Genomic DNA, 17,511 nt, shown 5'->3' with positions numbered 1-17,511 from the left:
ATGGCGGGCAATACCTCGCCACATCACGTACACCACAGGGGAACCCATGAACCGCATCTACCGCCTGGTATGGAACCGCGCGTTGCACGTACTGCAAGTCACTTCGGAATTCGCACACTCGCAAGGTGGCGCGGCCACGGGTGAAGGCGCATCGCCGCTGCGCAGGCAACCCCTGGCGATGGCCTGCGTGGCAGCGCTGGCGATGACGGCATTCACGGCACCGGCACGGGCGGCGAGCACCTGCACGGTCAACGGCACCACCTACACCAACTGTACGCAGGGTGCGGCGGGCGGTGCCGGCGGCAATGGCACGCTCACCGCCAGCGGTGCGGGCGGTACAGGCGCGCCCAATGCCGGCGGGGCGGGTGGCTACAACAGTGCTGGTTCCAATGGGCAGGGCACGGGTGCCGGTGCCGGTAGCTTGACGTCCGCGGCTGGTGCGGGCGGCACGGGCGATGGTGGTGGCAGCGGTGGCAGCGGCTTCGAACTCTACAACGGCGGCGGCGGCGGCGGCGCGGGTGGCGGACTGAACAATGATGGTTATGGCGCAGGCGGCGGTGGTGGCGCCGCGATTCCCGTTGTTGGCGGCGGTGGCGGCGGTGGTGGCGGCGGCGGCGGTCATGTCGGCGGCAGCTATACCGTGTCCACCACCATCACATCGGTCAGTGCCTTGCAAGGCGGCAACGGCGGCAATGGTGGCACCTATCAGGGTGGCTACGGCGGCGGCGGCGGCGGTGGCGGCGCAGGCGTGCTGCTCGGCAGCGGCACCCTGACCAATCAGGGTGGCATCGCAGGTGGCAATGGCGGCAATGGCGGTGGCGACGGCTTCGCCGGCGGCGGTGGCGGTGGCGGTGGTGGCGTGCTGATGGCATCCAGCACGACCTTGCTCAACAGCGCTGTCGTCCGAGGTGGCAACGGCGGCAGTGGCTATGCCGATATTAGTCCGAGCAGCCCTGGCCACGGCGGCAATGGCGGCACCGGTGTCGCCGGCTCGGCTTTCACCTTGGACAACACCGGCAGCATTGCTGGCGGCAACGGTGGCAAAGGCGGCAGCAGTACTTATGGGCTGGGCGGCGTCGGCGTGGTCAGCACGGGCGACTCCACGATCACCACCAGCGGCAACATCAGCGGCGGCCTCGCGGGCAATGGCACCACGCAAGCCGACGCGGTGGATTTTTCCGGCGGCGGCAACACGCTGGTGCTGGAAAGCGGCTACGGCTTCGCCGGCAACGTGGTCAGCAGCAGCGGCAGCACCAACGGCGGCGACACGTTGACGCTGGGCGGCAATACCTCGCCAAGCACCACGTTCGACCTGTCCGACGTCGTCGCCACCGTGCCCGGCAGCTACAACGGCACGCAATACATCGGCTTCGCCAATTTCGCCAAGACCGGCAGCAGTACCTGGACGCTCACCGGCACAGGCACCGGCGAGGACTGGCAATTGCAGGACGGCACCCTGCAAATCGGCAGCAGCGATGGCACCACACCCGGCTCCGTTACCGGCAGCAGCGGCAGCAATGGCACCGACAGCAACGGCAGGGCGGGGAGCAATGGCGGCTACGGCGGCAACGGTGGCGCCGGCAGCGCGGGCGGCTACGGCGGAACCGCCGTCACGGGCAGCAGCGGCACAACGCTGAGCGTTGCAACGGGAAGCATGCTCACCGGTGGCGCAGGCGGCACGGGCGGCAGCGCCGACGGTGGCAGCGGTGGCAACGGCGGCTACGGTGGCTATGGCGGCAACGGCGGCCGCGGCGGAAGCGGTGGCCACGGTGGGTCGGCAGTCAGCGGCAACGGTTTCACCCTGACCAACGCGGGCACGATCAACGGTGGCGCAGGCGGTGCCGGCGGTAGCGCCGAGGGCGGCGCAGGCGGCAGCGGCACCGGTGGCCACGGCAGCAGCGGCTACGGCGGTAGCGGCGGCTATGGCGGCAACGGCGGCAACGGCGGATCGGCGGTCAGCGGCAACGGTTTCACTCTGACCAACACGGGCACGATCGACGGCGGTGCGGGCGGCGCCGGCGGCAATGCGGACGGCGGCAACGGGGGCAGCATCACCGTCCCAGGCAACGGCGGCGGCTTTGGTGGCAGCGGCCGCTACGGGGGCAACGGGGGCAACGGCGGGGCAGCGGTCAGCGGTACCGGCTTCGCCCTGACCAACACGGGCACGATCAACGGTGGCGCGGGCGGTGCGGGCGGCAGCGCCGAGGGTGGCAGCGGCGGCGGCAATGTCAACGGCTACAGCGGCAATAGCGGCGATGGCGGCGCCGGTGTGTCGGGCAGCGGTTTCACGCTGACCAACGAAGGCACGATCACCGGTGGCAGCGGCCGTATCGGTGGCGTGGGCGTCGTGTCCACCGGCAACAGCACGGTGACCAACGCCGACAGCATTGCAGGTGGCTCGGGTGCGGACGCGGTCGATTTCTCCGGCGGCGGCAACACGCTGGTGCTGGAAGGCGGCTACAGCTTCACCGGCAACGTGATCAGCAGCAGCGGCAGCACGAATGGCGGCGACACGTTGACGCTGGGCGGCAGCAGCAATGCCACGTTCGACATGAGCGATGTCGTGACCGCCTTGCCCGGCAGCTACAGCGGCACGCAGTACGTGGGCTTCGTCAATCTCGCCAAGACTGGCACCAGCACGTGGACGATCACCGGCACGAACAGCGGCGGCCAGAACTGGACAATCACCGGCGGCACGCTCGATGTGGGCAGCGGCTCGGCCCTCGGCACCGGTGCAGTGGCGATGGGAGCGGGCACCACGCTGGGCTTTGCCGCGAACAGTCTGACGTTGGCGAACAACTTCACGTTGAGCGGCGACTCGACGTTCGACGTTGGCAATGGCTACACCGAAACAATCAGCGGCAACATCACCGACAACGGCAGCACGGTGGGCGCGCTGGGCAAAACCGGCAGCAACACGCTGGTGGTGACAGGCACCAACACCTACACCGGCGGCACCACCATCGCGGGCGGCGTGCTGCAGATCGGCAACGGCGGCACCAGCGGTTCGGTCCTCGGCGACGTCATCCTCGACTACGGCGCACTGGGTTTTGATCGCAGCGACGACGTGACATTCGCCGGCGTGATTTCCGGCACCGGCGAACTGGGCCAGCTCGGCACAGGCACGCTCACCCTCACCGGCGCCAACACCTACGACGGCTTCACCTTCATCAACCCGCAAGGCACCTTGCAGATCGGCAATGGCAGCAGCGATGGTTCGCTCGGTACAGGTCAGGTCATCGACTACGGCACGCTGGTGTTCGACAACGCCGCCACCACCACGGTCACGAACAACATCACTGGTTTCGGCAACGGGGCGGTGATGCAGCAAGGCACGGGCACGCTCACCTACACGGGCACCAGCACTGGTGTGACGTGGACGGCAGGCACTGGAAGCTCCCTGCAGATAGGCAACAGCGGAGCGACGGCGGCCGTAACGAGTTACGACGGCGGCAATGGCAGCGGTGGCAGCAATGGCACCAACGGCGGCGCCGGTGGCAATGGCACGGTCGGCGGCAACGGTGGCGATGCTGTCACCGGGATGGCCAACAGCACGTTGTCGATCCAGTCCGGCAGCGGCGTCACCGGTGGTGCTGGTGGCGCCGGCGGTGGTGGCGGTACCGGTGGCTATGCAACCAGTGGCAACGGTGGTGCTGGTGGCGGTGGTGGCGCCGGCGGCAACGGCGGCGCCGGCGCAAATCTCAGTGGCAGCAGTGCCAGCCTTGCCAACGAAGGCACCCTCACCGGCGGAAATGGCGGCGCCGGTGGCAGCGGCGGCTACGGCGGCATGGGCGCTACCGTCGCCGACAACAGCGGCGCCGGAGGCGTGGGTGGCATCGGTGGTGAGGCTGGCGCCGGCGCAAGCCTCAGCGGCAGCGGTGCCAGCCTGACCAACGACGGCAGCATCAGCGGTGGCAAGGGCGGTACCGGCGGCGCAGGCGGTTATGGTGGGAATGCCATGGGCAATGGTCGCGGCGGCAACGGCGCCAATGGCGGCGCAGGCGGCAGTGGTGGCGTGGGCGTCAGTCTCGGCAGCGACACCACCTTGACCAACATCGGCACCATCACCGGCGGCAACGGTGGTGCAGGCGGCAGCGGTGGCCTGGGGTACAGCGGCGGCAGCAACGGCGGCATCGGCACGGGCGGCCTTGGCGGTGCCGGCGTGGTCGCCACCGGCGGCGCCAGCGTGATCAACGCGGGCATCATCAAGGGCGGCCTCGGCGATAACGGCACCGGCGCGCAGGCCGACGCTGTGGATTTCTCCGGCGGCGGCAACACGCTGACCCTGGCGAGCGGCTACGGCTTCACCGGCAACGTGGTGTCCACCAGCGGCACGAAGAATGGCGGCGACACGCTGGTGCTGGGCGGCAGTGCGAGCAACAGCTTCGACCTCTCGCAAATCGTGGCCACAGCTCCCACGTCATGGACCGGCACGGTGCAGTACTACGGTTTCGCCAACCTCACCAAGACCGGCTCGGGTACGCTGGTCGTCACCGGCAGCACGGCCTCCACTGCCGCGTGGACAGTCGCCGCGGGCACGCTGGAAGTGGGTGATGCATCCACGCCGTCGACAATGCTCGGCGGCGGCGTCGCCGTGGACGCGGGCGGCACACTGCGCGGCCACGGCACTATCGGTGGCAACGTCACCAACGGTGGCAACGTGTGGGCCGGTGGCTCCATCGGCACGCTGACCATCGACGGCAACTACACCCAGACCGCCGAAGGCGTGTACGAGGTCGAAGCCACGCCGACGGGCCAGGCCAGCCTACTCGCCGTCAAGGGCACGGCCACCCTGGCCGGCAGTGCGCTGGTACTGGCGGATGCGGGCAATTGGGCGCCGATCACCAGCTACACCATCCTCACCGCCACGGGCGGTGTGAGCGGCACCTTCGCCACGCCCACCGTCAACTTCGCCTTCCTCACGCCGGTGCTGAGCTACGACGCGAACGACGTAAAGCTGTCGCTGGAACGCAACGACGTCGGCTTCGGCAACGTGGCGCAAACGCCCAACCAGCGTGCCGCTGCCTCGGGCGTCGCCTCGCTGGGCTACGGCACCTCCGTCTACGACGCCGTGCTGATGCTGGACGCGGCCACCGCACGCCACGCCTTCGACCAGCTCGGCGGCGAAATCCTTGCCTCCACCCGCACCGCGATCATGGACGACGACCACTACGTGCGCGACGCGATCAACCAGCACATCGCCGGTCAGAGCAACGACGCCAACGGCCTCAACGTCACCGATGCCGACGGCGTCACGGCCTGGACGTCCACGTGGGGCCACTGGGGCAGCCACGACGGCAACAACAACGCCTCGACCATGAATTCCAACGGCAGCGGCCTGCTGTTCGGCGCCGATCTGCCGCTGGGCACGGCACGTCTCGGCGCAGTGATGAGCACGGGCGAAGGCAGCACGCGCATCGACGCGCAGGGCTCGGCCGCACACACCCTCGACCAGCACCTCGGCGTCTACGGCAGCGCGCAGACCGGTGCCCTGCTGTGGCAGGGCGCGGCGATCTACGGCTGGCAGAAGGTGGACACCCATCGCGCCATCGACTTTGGCTCGTTCGACGGCGTCGCCGACAGCAGCTACCACGCGCACACCGCACAGGCGTACCTCGATGGCAGCCTGCCGTTCGTGCAGGGCAACACCACGTTGGCGCCGTTCGCCAACCTGGCAGTGGAACGCCTGAGCACGCCGAGCGTGCAGGAGAACGGCACGCCGGCCGCGCTCGATGTGGCGGGTCAGGACAGCACCGTGGGCTACGGCACGCTGGGCCTGCGCGCCAGCTTCGACCTTGGCGCGGCGAACCACGGCCTGCATGCCCACGCCAGCCTCGGTTGGCAACATGCCTGGGGCGACGTGTTGCCGGTGGATACGATGCGCTTCGCCAGCGGCGGCGACAGCTTCGACATCGCCGGCACACCGGTGCTGCGCAATGCCGGCGTGGCCAACGTGGGCGTCAGCTTCACCATCGCGCCCAACGTGACGGTGGATGGCACCTATCAGGGCCAGTTCGGCAAGCAGTCGCGCGACCAATCCGGCCGCATCAGCCTCGACTGGAAATTCTGACATCGAAAGCGGAAAGCCACGGATGGCCGCTTTCACCTCAGCGTCGGGCCAGCAACGCCTCGATCTCCACCGGTTCCTTGGGCACACCGGCGCTGAGCACCTCGTGCCCGTCGCGCGTCACCGCCACGTCGTCTTCGATGCGGATGCCGATGCCGCGCCAGCGTTCGTCCACGCCGGCCTCGTCGGGCGGCACGTAGATGCCGGGTTCCACCGTCACCACCATGCCCGGCTCCAGCAGGCGCGAGGCGCCGTCAATGCGGTAGTCGCCCACGTCGTGCACGTCGAGGCCCAGCCAGTGCCCGGTCTTGGCCGGGAAGTAGCGCTGGTAGCTGCCAGTGGCAATCGCCGCATCCGCATCGTCGCGCAACAACCCAAGTGCACAGAGGCCTTCGGCGATCACCCGCACCGCGGCATGGTGCGCGGCGTCGAACGGCCGGCCGGGTCGCACTTCATCGATGGCGGCGAGTTGCGCGGCCAGCACCACTTCGTACAGCGCACGCTGCTCGCGGCTGTAGCGACTGTTGACCGGAATGGTGCGACTTATGTCGCTGGCATAGCAGTCCAGCTCGGCACCGGCATCGATCAGCAGCAGGTCGCCGCCGGCCAGCCGCGCACGGTTGTGCTGATAGTGCATCACGCAAGCGTTGCTGCCGGCCGCGACGATGGGCGTGAACGCAGGCACCGCACTGCGGCTGCGCATGGCGTGCAGCAACTCGGCTTCCACTTCGTATTCGTGGCGTCCCTGCAAGGCGCAACGCCACGCGGCGAGATGCGCTTCGCCGGCGATGCCGGCGGCGGCGCGCATCAGCTTGAGTTCGGCGCGCGACTTGTACAGGCGCAGGTCGTGCAGCAGATGGCCCAGCGCCACGAATTCCTTGGGCACCACGCCGCCGCCGCGCAATTGGCGCAAGCGGCGCATCCAGCCCAGCAGCTGCGCGTCGAACAGGGGCTCGCGGCCGAAATGGCAGTACACGCGCGCTCTGCCCTCGATCATGCCGGGCAGGATGTCGTCGATGTCTTCGATGGGAAAGGCGTCGTCCATGCCGTAGTCGGCCACTGCACGTTCGGTGCCGATGGACGGGCCATGCCAGCGCGCCTGCTCGGCATCGGGCTCGCGGCAGAACAACACCGCCTCGCCGTGCAGGCGGCCGGGCAACAACGCCAGCACCGCGTCGGGCTCGGGGAAGCCGGCGAGGTAATGGAAGTCCGAGTCCTGCCGGTACGGCCAGGTGGCGTCGGCGTTGCGCAAGCGCTCGGGGGCGGCGGCCACCAGCAGCACCGCCTCCTCGCCCGCCATCGCCATCAACTGGCGGCGGCGACGCGCGAACTCCTCGCCCGCGATGGCGGAAGGCACGCCGCGATCAGGCGCAGCGTTCAATGCAACCGATCGCTGCCGGACTGGCCGCGGCCAGCGGATTCGGTGTACAGCAACAGCGCGCCCACGCGCAGGAATTCCTGCACTTCGATCAGTGCATCCTCGTCCTCCGCGCTGTCACCGAAATCGAAGGACGAAGCGGCGACGGTGCCGAAATCGCGCAGCACTTCCTGCGCGTCGTCCGACAGCTTCGCGTGCGGCCCGGTGCCGGCAAGGCCGAAGCCGCCGAGGAAGCCGCGACACCAGTCCACCACCGCCTCGGCGCGCTCGTCCAGCGGGCGGTCCCCGTCCGGCAGCAGCGGTTCGAAACCGAGGTCGGGATCGGCCAGCGCCTCGCGGCACTGCCGCAGCAAGGCGTCCAACGTGGCCTGGTCGGCGGGCGATGGCGCGACATCTTCGACGCCTTCCAGCTCCAGCGCGGCGAGCAGCTTGCCGCCGTTGGAACTGGCGCCGCCGGCGAGGTAACCGCACAGCGAGCCGTGCAGTTCGCTGGCGTCCACGCCCAGCCGCAGGCGTACGATCAGCGCATCCAACTGGTCATGGCTGAGCGGTTCATTGGCCGACATGGCAGGGTTCCCTGGGAGCGAATGTTCATTCTACGCCACGCCCGTTTCGGCGACGGCGTACTGTTATAGTTCGGCGCATGAACCCCGCCGAATCCACCTCGCCCGATCCCGTGCAGATTGAACTGGAAGCGCTTGGCCGCCAGGTCGATCGTCTGCTCGACACCGTGCGCCGGCTCAGCGAGGAGAACCGCAGCCTGCGGCACAGCCAGGAACAGTTGTCGGGTGAACGTGCCAGCCTGCTCGCCCGCAACGAACAGGCGCGCAGCCGCGTCGAGGCAATGATCCAGCGACTGAAGTCGCTCGAAAGCAATGGCTGAAGCAATGACTACACCCGGCAGCAATGACCCGGTCGCACTGCGGCTGATCGACCGCGAATTCCTGATCGCCTGCGCGCCGGAAGAGCGCGAGGGACTGATCGAAGCCGCCGCCCTGCTCGACCGCAAGATGCGCGAATTGCGCGCCAATGCCCGTGCGCCCAGCTTCGAGCGCCTCGCCGTACTTGCTGCGGTGAGCATGACCCACGAACTGCTGGCGCTGCGCAAACAGCAGGGCGGCGACGGCCAGCAGACAGCGCACCGCCTTGCCGCGATGCGGCAGCGACTGGAGTTCGCGCTGGAAAATACCGACACGCTGCACCGTGAAACGGTGGCGGATTTGTTCCCGAAAGCCTAAAATCGGTTCCGGCGTTTTCTGCGGTGTGCGCCGGCACACTCTTACATTTGCCTTGTTCCTAAATACGGCCCCGGGTCGGCTTTTCATCGGTCGTTGTGCATGTCCGCCGCGTGCGGAAAGCCTTGAGGCCATGTCGCCCTCCCACCTGATCCATCGTGGATCAAGGTCGTTTGGTGGGCAGCGGCATCGCGGTTGACGCCACCTCTTCCACGCCCCGTTCGTCGTTCGATGGACGGGGCGTTTTTCGATGGAGAAGCCCCGTGGACTCCGCCGCCCGTCGCCACGAACTGCGCCAGCAACTGGCCGAACGTCGCCGCGCCTTGCCGCCGCCGGCGCGCATGGCCGCCGCGCAGGGGCTGCGCCGCTCGCTGGAGCAGCTGCCCGAATACCTTACCGACGTGCGCGTAGCCGGCTACTGGGCTACCGGCGGCGAGTTGCCGCTGAATCTGGTCATCCCGCCGCTGGCCGCACGCGGCCAGCGCTTCCTGTTGCCTCTACTCGCCAAGGGCAAGGAACTGCACTTCGCGCCGTGGCGCGATGGCGATGCGGTGGCGCCGAACCGCTACGGCATCCCCGAGCCGGTGGCGCCGCGCGAATGGTTCGCGCCGTTCCAGCTCGACCTGGTGCTGGTGCCGCTGCTGGCCTTCGACCGCCGCGGCCACCGTCTCGGCCACGGCGGCGGCTACTACGACCGCAGCTTCGCCTTCCTCAAGGACCAGGCGCGTCCCACCGAGCCGCTGCTGGTGGGCGTGGCCTACGACTTCCAGGAAGTCGAACAGCTCGATGCGGAACCGTGGGACGTGCCGCTGGACTACATCGCCACCGACCGCGAACTGATCGACTGCCATGCCACGGAGCCCGCCGCATGAAGAACCACTGGCTGATGAAGTCCGAGCCGGACGCCTTCTCCATCGACGACCTCAAGCGCAAGAAGCACGAAGCCTGGGACGGTGTGCGCAACTACCAGGCGCGCAACTACATGCGCGACGGCATGCGCGTGGGCGACAAGGTGTTCTTCTACCACTCCAACTGCGCCGAACCCGGCATCGTGGGCATCGCCGAAGTCGCCACCGACGCCTACCCAGACCCCAGCCAGTTCGACCCAAAGAGCAAGTATTTCGATGCCGGCAGCTCGCGCGACAACCCGCGCTGGATGCTGGTTGACGTGAAGTTCGTGAAGAAGCTCAAGCGCACCATCACGCTGAAGGAGCTGCAGGCCGACCCCGAGCTGGACGGCATGGTGCTGGTACGCAAGGGCAGCCGTCTGTCGGTGCAGCCGGTCGAAGCCGCGCATTGGCAGCACATCCTCACGCTCGAATGAGCCCCGACCTTTTCATCCTTGCCGGAACACCCGCATGAACAACCCGAACGAAAAACAACTGGCCGGCGAAGCCGCGCTGCGCTACGTGGAAGACGGCGCCATCGTGGGCGTAGGCACCGGCAGCACGGTGGCGTTCTTCATCGATGCGCTGGCCGGCATGAAGGACCGTATCAAAGGTGCGGTGTCCAGCTCCGAGCAGTCCACCGCGCGCATGAAGCAGCACGGCATCGAAGTGTTCGACCTCAACGCCACTGGCCCGATCGGCATCTACATCGACGGCGCCGACGAGTGCGATCCGCACAAGCGCCTGATCAAGGGCGGCGGCGCGGCGCTGACCCGCGAGAAGATCGTGGCGGCGGCGGCGCAGAAGTTCGTCTGCATCATCGATTCCAGCAAGCGCGTGGACGTGCTGGGCAAGTTCCCGCTGCCGATCGAGGTGATCCCGATGGCGCGCAGTCTGGTCAGCCGCGAGATCGTGAAGCTGGGCGGTCAGCCGGTGTGGCGCGACGGCGTGACCACCGACAACGGCAACTGGATCATCGACGTGCACGGCTGGCGCATCACCGACCCGGTGGGACTGGAGCAACAACTCAACCAGCTCGCCGGCGTTGTCACCGTGGGTCTGTTCGCGCAGCGGCCGGCGGATGTGGTGCTGGTGGGTGACAAGGAAATCTGAAGCGGCCTCTACCCATCCCGCACCGCAGCGACGACGTTTGCCCAAGCCGCACCGCCGCCGGATCCCGGCCTTCGCTGGGATGAGGAGCGCGGTAGCCCACAGTTTCCAGAGGCGGTGCCGCGTGACCGCATTGCGGCCCGTGTCGGCTGGAGTCAATCCAACGTCCTCGACGCCGCTCGCTCGTAGTTCCGGCGGATGGAACCCGGCCATTTCTCTTGGTCACTTCTCTGGCTACTTCTCTTTAGCTTTCGCGCATCTCGCCTCTCGGACCGACTGCCGTTCGCCATCGCTGCTGCGGTGGCGTTGGCCAGCCATGAGAGGTGGCTGGAGCGAGCGCCGGCAGGCGACAGAGACCGCTTTGAAACTTGCGGCAGTGCAAAGCCCGTCGCTCCGCAAGAGCCGAGGATTCAGGCAAAACGAAACGCCGAGGCAAGTCCGGACTCTCACCCGAGCCTTTTCGGGAAGGGAGAGGACTGCCAGCAACCTCAGTAACCAGGCGCCAGAATCCCCGTCAAAGGTTTCCCCTCCGCATCATCAAACCGGATGTGCAGCAAGCGCGCGATGGTGGGCGCCACATCCACATTGTGGAACGCGGGAATCTCCACGCCCTTGCCCTGAATACCCGTCCCTGCGGCAATGAAGATGGCTTGCATCAGCGGCTCCGAATTCGGATAACCGTGCGCGCCCCGCTGCAGCGTGGGCGCGTCGTATTGCGTGGCGTATTTGTCGTCGAATTCGTAATCGTTCGCCGGGTAGAGCAGGAGATCGGGCGCCTGATCGCTCGTCGCCGGCACCGGCCAACCCATCTTCGCCGCCGCGTCGGGCGTCAGCGCCGCGCGGATGCCGGCCTTGCCCGCGAACAGTTTCTTCAATGCCTGCCGCGAGTCATCGGTGGCGTTCTTCTGGAACACCAAGGCAAAACCTCCCTCAGGTATGGCAAATGCCGGCCGGTTTGCCGTACTGGCCTGCAAGCCGGCCTCGCGCAGCGGCACATTGGGATTCAGCAGGTGGTGCACGCTCTCCTGGCCGTGGTCCGAGACGATGACGAAGGTGGTGTTGTCGAGCTCGCCCGCCGCGCGCACGGCGTCGATCACTTCCTTCACGCGGTCGTCGAGAAAGGCGATGGTGTTGCGCCCCGCGTTGTTGCCGTAGCCGGTCTCATGCTCGATGCTGTCCAGCGCAAGCAGGTGCAACAGCAGCAGGTCGGGATGATGCCTGCGGATGATGTCCACCGCCGCATTCGTGTACATGCGGTCGCGCCAGGCCTGCGAGGGTTCGCCGAACTGCATCAGCTGGGCGCGCGTGACGATCCCCTGCTTCACCAGATCCTGCTCGATCGCACCATCGGGATTCGGCTTTTCCGGGAATCGCCAGTCGATGGTGGGGGCGTCCATGATGGCCACCCAGTCCACCTCGGCCGTGACCAGGCCGGCTGCGTGCGCGGCGTCGTACACGGTGGGCACGGCAACCAGTTTCGACTTGGCCGCATTCATGTCGATGTGCGGCGGCGTGCTTTCGCGCTGCCCCACGATCAGGCCGTTGACCAGCACATGGTGCAGGCTGGCGTTGTCGCCGGTGACCATGGCGGTGTGGTTGGGCCAGGTGATGGTTGGGTTGATCGGCTGCATCGAAGCGGCGTGCACACCCTGTTGCATCAATGCATGCAGGGTGGGCGCCGGCAGCTCGGGTTCGCGCAGGCTCTGCGCCCCGAAGGCATCGAGGCTGATCACCACCACCTTGGGTCGCGGCGTATCCGTCGCGTGCACGCTTGGCGACAAGGCGGCGATGCCTGCCGCCAGCGTCGCCGCAGCCAGGAGGCGCCACCCGGTGATGTCTGAACTCATATTCCAACCTCCTTACATTAAGGAACCACGGCCCGTCGGAATACGACCATCGCATTCACGGAGTGACGACGCCCAACGCCTTGTTGAACAGATCGCGTACGCGACGCTCCCACGAGTGCGCGGCAAGGCCCGGGTTCCAGGTAAACGTCGCCACGCTTTCGGGCGGCATCGTGTATCCGAACGACAACCGGTCCTGCACCACGCTGACATGGCGCGGCTTGTTCAAACTGTTGGTCACCACCAGCACGATGGAGCCATCGTCGGTATTGCGGAACGCCACGTTATGGATGTCCGGACCGGTGTCGTCCGACCACACGCGCACGGCACCGGGCAGTACAAAACGGCTGTAGTGGGCGAAGGCGTAGTACTCGTCGTTGCGCTGGATCTCGCCGGTTTTGGAGTCGATCGTCACCATGCCCTTGCAATCGATGCAGCCGCCGGAATGCGGTCCATGCTTCTCGTCCAGCGCGATGTTCCAGTACACCGCGCCGCGCGCCCAGTTGCGCAGGCTCAGCAGCAGCACGTCGCGCGCGAAGAGCAGCAGCTCGCCGTTCTTTGCCGAGGCCCAGTCGCCACCCGAGCACTCGGTCAGGTACGCGTCCTTGTCCGGATACGACTTATGCACGCGACTCTGTTCGCTCACGCTACCCGCGTAGCAGTGCCAGGCGACGCCGTCGACGTAGCGCCGCGCATCCGCGTCAGCCAGCACGGTCAGCGGCTGCTCCGGTGCATCCCAGTTGTGGTCCCAGTCGAGGATCAGCGGCCGCGGATCGCGGCTCGCCAGCGCGGGGCCGAGGTGTTGCCCGATGATGCGTGCGCGGGCGTCGCCGGGCAGCAACATGCCCGGGTAGGTCAGTGGTTCGAAACCCGGCTCGTTCTGCACGGTCAACGCCCAGATCGGGACACCCTGCGCCTGCATGGCATCGATGTACTTCACCAGGTACCGCGCATAGGCAGCCTCGTACTGCGGCTGCAGCGAGCCGCCGTTCAGCGCGTCGATAGTCTTCATCCATGCCGGCGCACTCCACGGTGCGGCGATGATGTGCAGTTGCGGATTGATCTCCATCATTTCGCGCAGCGCTGGCACCACGTCACGCGGGCTGGCGGCAAGGTTGAAGTGCGTCAGTCCGGGGTCGGTCTGGCCCTCGGGCATGTCGTCCAGCGTGTAGGGCTTGAGTGAAAAGTCCGAGGCGCCGATGCTCACGCGCGTCATGTCGAGATTGAGGCCAGGCGGCGGCCCGAACATCTCTTCCAGGAAGGCGAAGCGCTGGTCGTCGTCCATCGCATGGTCCAGCAGCCACGCCGACGACTCCGTCATCGCCGCACCGAAACCCGTGATGGCCTGGAAGGTCCGGCTGGTATCGATATTGATGTCGGCTGCAGGCGGTTCCGCGCGCGCGGCCGACACGGTCAACGGGATATCCGGTTGCCGTACCAGACGCAGCCTGCGGTCCTGGGTGCTCAGCCACAGCTGGACTTCCGAACCGTCCGGCATCGCCGGCACCAGCAGCACGGGCGCGGGCGGCAGGCGCAAGGGCACGCGCAACGCGCCCAGTGCACACGCGGTGAGCAGGGCAAACAGCACGACCGCCACCCGGCCGGAGATGCCCTGCGGTTCACTCATGGGCGACACTCGCCACGCGGTTGACCTTGTGAATCAAGAAAATTTCTCTGCTGCGACCGCACCGCAATGCCTGGCGACGAATCGCCGAAGCTTGCCCCGATTTCGCGCCGTGCGGCAAGCCGCCGTTCGGCCAGGTTCTTGCGATCCCCCATGATCGCCCAAATCAAATGGAAGGCCATCCCAGGCCACACTATCCGAGGTCTCCTGCGATCGTCCCTGATCGCGAAGATTCAGCAGACGGCCCTCCCTGGCCGCACTGCTCACAGTTTGTAACTGAAACCGAGCAATACGGTGCGCCCCCAGGTGTCGTATTCCAGCGGCATGGTCATCGGCACATTGTTTGCGAGCGTGGCGTACTGCACCGTCTCGTCCGGCGAGTTGAACAGATTGTTCACCTGCAACAGGATCGACAGGCCATTCATCGGCCCCTGGCTGAAGTCGTATTCCAGCTGCAGGTCGGTCTGCCGGTTCGCCAGGATCTTGGTGTACCCGAGCTGGTCGAACAATGCCACCGCCTCGCCGGTGAACGAGGAACGGTAGCGCTGCGCGATGCGTGCCGAGAACCCGTTGCGCTCGTAATACAGGGTGATGTTTCCCACCTTGTGCGACAGACCGGGCAACGTCTTGGGTCCGCCGGGAATCGCGGAGATGGAACTGGTCGGGATGGTGCTGTTGGTCAGCGAATAGTTGGCCTGTATGCCGAAGCCTTCCAACGCCTCCGCCAGCAAGCCGCCTTCGAACGAACCGGCTAGCTCCAGGCCGTCCATCGAACCGCCCGTGCCGTTTTCCGGCAGGGTGAAGGCGCCGTAGTTGCTGGTCGGCGTCAGCGTCGGCGTGTTGTTGATGTAGTGGGAGAAGTCGTAGTTCAGGATGGTCTTGTTGTAGATGTAGTTGAGGAGGTTCTTGCGGAACACCGCCACGGACACGTAGCTGGCCTTGCCGAAATACTTCTCCCACGAGATGTCGGTGCCTACCGCCACGTACGGTTTCAGCAAGGGATTGCCGCCGCTGCCAGACCACACGACCTGTCCTGCCTGCGGACCGTCGGTGATCTTCGACACGCCGGCGGAAGAGGACACCTTCTCGTCGTCGATGCGGCCGCGCGTCATGGTCTTGGCCAGTCCGAAGCGCAGGTACTGGGTGTCGCTCAGCTTGGCGACCAGATTGAGGCTGGGCAGCACGTTGTTGTACGAGGTGCCGCCGTTGATCTGGCCCACCAATGTGTTGCCGTTGGTCTGCAGCGCCGTGGACGACTGGTCGGTATGCACGAACTGCACACCCATGTTGCCGCGCACCGGAATGCCGGCCACGTCCGTGTCGATGTTGAACTTGGCGTAGGCCAGCGGGACCTTTTCTTCAATCGTGTAGTTGCGGCTCCAGTCGCCCGCCCCGTTCTCCGGCGTGAGGTAGAACTGGCTGTACATGGCGCCCAGCACGTTGTAGTTGATGATGCCGGGGATGCCGCCGTAACCGAGCGAGGTCGGGTTGTAGAGGAAGGCCGGGTTGATCGGTGCGCTGTAGCCGTACTGGTAGGTGCCGTCGGTATCGCCGTTGCCGTTCAACCACGCGAAGTCCACGTCGGCATGCTTGGTCTTGGTGCGGTCCGAGTAATCGAAGCCCAGGTCCATGCTGCTGAAGATCCACCAGTCCAGGGTGCGGCTCGCCTGCAGGCGGAACGCGTCGATGCGGTCGTCCTGGCGGTCGAACTCCTCGCGGCCGTTGTAGCCGTAGTTGTCCGGATCGGTGAAGACCACGCTGGAAGGATCGGCGAAGTTCACGTTCGGACTGAAATCCGGGTAACCCTCGCCCGTCGGCGTATTGAAGCCCACGTTGGCCAGGCCGCCATTGGCGAGCCCGGTGAACAGGTAAGCGTCGTGCAACTTCACCCGCGCCGAGGACGAGGACAGGTCCAGCGAGGTCGTCCAGTCGCCCAGGTAGAGTTTGTTGTTCCAGCCGATCGAATACAGCTTGTCGTGCTCCTTGGTGTATTCGTTCTGCATGATCGGCGCCAGGCCGAGCATGGTGCCCGAGGTCACGATCGGCAGCGGCGAACCCGGCGAGGTGCCGACGTTCGCGTAGGAAAGGTTGTCGTAGGGTTGGCCGTAGGGACTGCTGGACCACTGCAGGCCGTTGGTGAACTCGCTCTTGTTGAAGGTGGAGTAGTACATGTCCAGCTTCGAGTAGTAGGTCTCGTTGGGCGCCCACTCCAGCACGGCCATCAGGCCGTTGCGCTTCTCGTCCTGCGACTGCGCGCGCAACTGCATGCCCTGTTGCGCGTTCACGTTGTCCGGCATGCCCGGCATGGTACGCGCGCCCCAGTTCTGGTCCATGCCCGCGCTACCGTTGTCGGCACCCCACCACCAGGCCTGGTACTGCTTCTCCTGGATCGGCTGGTCGAGCTGCGCGAAGCCGATGGCCACACCGAACGTGTGGTCGAAGAACTGGTCGATGTAGGAGAAGCTCGCACGATGGCCGGTGGTGCCCGTGCCGGTGCCGGGATTGAGGTTGCCGTCGCTGTCGTGCTCCCCGCGCAGGTTGAACACCATGGTGCGCTTGGACAGGTCCAGCGGATTGATGGTCTGCAGGTCCACCGTGCCGGCCAGGCCCTGGCCGATCACGCTGGCGTCGGGCGTCTTGTACACCGTGGCGCCGTTGATGAGTTCGGAGGGGTACTGGTCGTACTCCACGCCGCGGTTCTCGCCAATCGTCGCCTGCTCGCGGCCATTCAGCGTGGTGCCCGCGAAATCGGGAGACAGGCCGCGGATCGAGATCGCACTGGCTTGCCCATCCACGCGCTGCGTGGCCAGGCCCGGCAAGCGTGCCAGACTGTCGGCGATGCTCACGTCCGGCAGCTTGCCGATGTCTTCGGCGGAGATCGCTTCGACGATGTCGTCGGAGTTCTGCTTGGTGTCCAACGCACTCTGGATGCTGTTGCTGATGCCGTTCACCACCACGGCACCGAGCTGGCTGGCTTCGACCTTCTTCTGCTTCTCCGCCTTGGATTGCGGCTTCGTATTCTTCGGCTGCTGTGTAGCCTGGCCCGACTGGGCTTGATTCGGCTGGGCCTGAGTCGACGACGACTGCCCCGAGGCATCCTGCGCCAGCACTGCGGTGCCTGGCGCGACCAACAGCCACGCGCTTGTGCATGCCACGACCAGCCTGCGCCGCTGCAACGCGGCACCCTTCTCCATAGATCCCTGATTTTCGCGACGATTCATCCGCTTTGCCTCCCCAAAGTGATTCTTGTCGTGTGGTCATCCCTAGTTAACGCCTCGCGACGTTCACAGCGCCGTGAAGAAAGTGACCCGCCCCTATTCCGGGCCGCGATCCACGCGACGTTGCCCCCTGAGCATCCACGATCTT

General features: G+C 66.5%; 11 protein-coding genes and 1 other RNA gene. 7 read left to right on the top strand and 5 right to left on the bottom strand.

The annotated features are described in order from the left end of the window. Positions 1-46: 46 nt before the first annotated feature. Complete coding sequence (locus tag IHE49_RS11355; RefSeq protein ID WP_192157919.1) at positions 47-6,070, top strand: ESPR-type extended signal peptide-containing protein; 6,024 nt, start codon at positions 47-49, stop codon at positions 6,068-6,070. A 37-nt stretch (positions 6,071-6,107) separates the two neighbouring features. Here the strand turns inward: IHE49_RS11355 and IHE49_RS11350 are convergent, their stop codons facing one another. After that, the gene (locus tag IHE49_RS11350) at positions 6,108-7,424 is read right to left on the bottom strand and encodes an aminopeptidase P N-terminal domain-containing protein (RefSeq protein WP_343227573.1); all 1,317 of its coding nucleotides are present in this window, start codon (positions 7,422-7,424) and stop codon (positions 6,108-6,110) included. A gap of 20 nt (positions 7,425-7,444) precedes the next feature. Continuing rightward, positions 7,445-8,011 carry a UPF0149 family protein gene (locus tag IHE49_RS11345; protein ID WP_192157917.1) on the bottom strand — a complete coding sequence of 189 codons (567 nt, stop codon included), beginning with the start codon at positions 8,009-8,011 and terminating at the stop codon, positions 7,445-7,447. A 77-nt stretch (positions 8,012-8,088) separates the two neighbouring features. Between IHE49_RS11345 and IHE49_RS11340 the strand changes: the two genes are divergently transcribed. The 6 genes from IHE49_RS11340 (at position 8,089) to rpiA (ending at position 10,680) form a co-directional block, all read left to right on the top strand. Further along, a complete protein-coding gene (locus IHE49_RS11340; RefSeq protein ID WP_192157915.1) occupies positions 8,089-8,328 on the top strand; it encodes a TIGR02449 family protein in 240 nt (79 codons plus the stop codon). Between the two features lie 4 nt (positions 8,329-8,332). Beyond that, positions 8,333-8,683 (top strand): cell division protein ZapA, encoded by a 351-nt coding sequence (locus IHE49_RS11335; protein WP_192157913.1) that lies wholly within the window; start codon positions 8,333-8,335, stop codon positions 8,681-8,683. 12 nt (positions 8,684-8,695) lie between these two features. Further along, positions 8,696-8,882: non-coding RNA, 6S RNA (ssrS, locus tag IHE49_RS11330), on the top strand. Positions 8,883-8,943: 61 nt separating this feature from the next. Continuing rightward, complete coding sequence (locus tag IHE49_RS11325; protein WP_192157911.1) at positions 8,944-9,552, top strand: 5-formyltetrahydrofolate cyclo-ligase; 609 nt, start codon at positions 8,944-8,946, stop codon at positions 9,550-9,552. Beyond that, entirely contained in the window at positions 9,549-10,004 is a 456-nt protein-coding gene (locus IHE49_RS11320) for an EVE domain-containing protein (RefSeq protein WP_192157909.1), read from the top strand. Before IHE49_RS11325 ends, IHE49_RS11320 begins: the two co-directional genes overlap by 4 nt. A 34-nt stretch (positions 10,005-10,038) precedes the next feature. Next, entirely contained in the window at positions 10,039-10,680 is a 642-nt protein-coding gene (rpiA, locus tag IHE49_RS11315; RefSeq protein WP_192157908.1) for a ribose-5-phosphate isomerase RpiA, read from the top strand. Between the two features lie 485 nt (positions 10,681-11,165). Here the strand turns inward: rpiA and IHE49_RS11310 are convergent, their stop codons facing one another. The 3 genes from IHE49_RS11310 to IHE49_RS11300 form a co-directional block, all read right to left on the bottom strand. Next, complete coding sequence (locus IHE49_RS11310; protein WP_192157906.1) at positions 11,166-12,524, bottom strand: alkaline phosphatase family protein; 1,359 nt, start codon at positions 12,522-12,524, stop codon at positions 11,166-11,168. Positions 12,525-12,579: 55 nt separating this feature from the next. After that, complete coding sequence (locus tag IHE49_RS11305; protein WP_192157904.1) at positions 12,580-14,148, bottom strand: glycoside hydrolase family 30 beta sandwich domain-containing protein; 1,569 nt, start codon at positions 14,146-14,148, stop codon at positions 12,580-12,582. Positions 14,149-14,408: 260 nt separating this feature from the next. Next, positions 14,409-17,366 carry a TonB-dependent receptor gene (locus IHE49_RS11300; RefSeq protein WP_225578387.1) on the bottom strand — a complete coding sequence of 986 codons (2,958 nt, stop codon included), beginning with the start codon at positions 17,364-17,366 and terminating at the stop codon, positions 14,409-14,411. Positions 17,367-17,511: the final 145 nt, after the last annotated feature.

Source organism: Rhodanobacter sp. 7MK24, assembly GCF_014842995.1.
Classification (GTDB): Bacteria; Pseudomonadota; Gammaproteobacteria; order Xanthomonadales; family Rhodanobacteraceae; genus Rhodanobacter_A.
The sequence above is the reverse complement of the archived record's forward strand: the minus strand, read 5'-3'. Positions and strand labels throughout refer to the sequence as shown.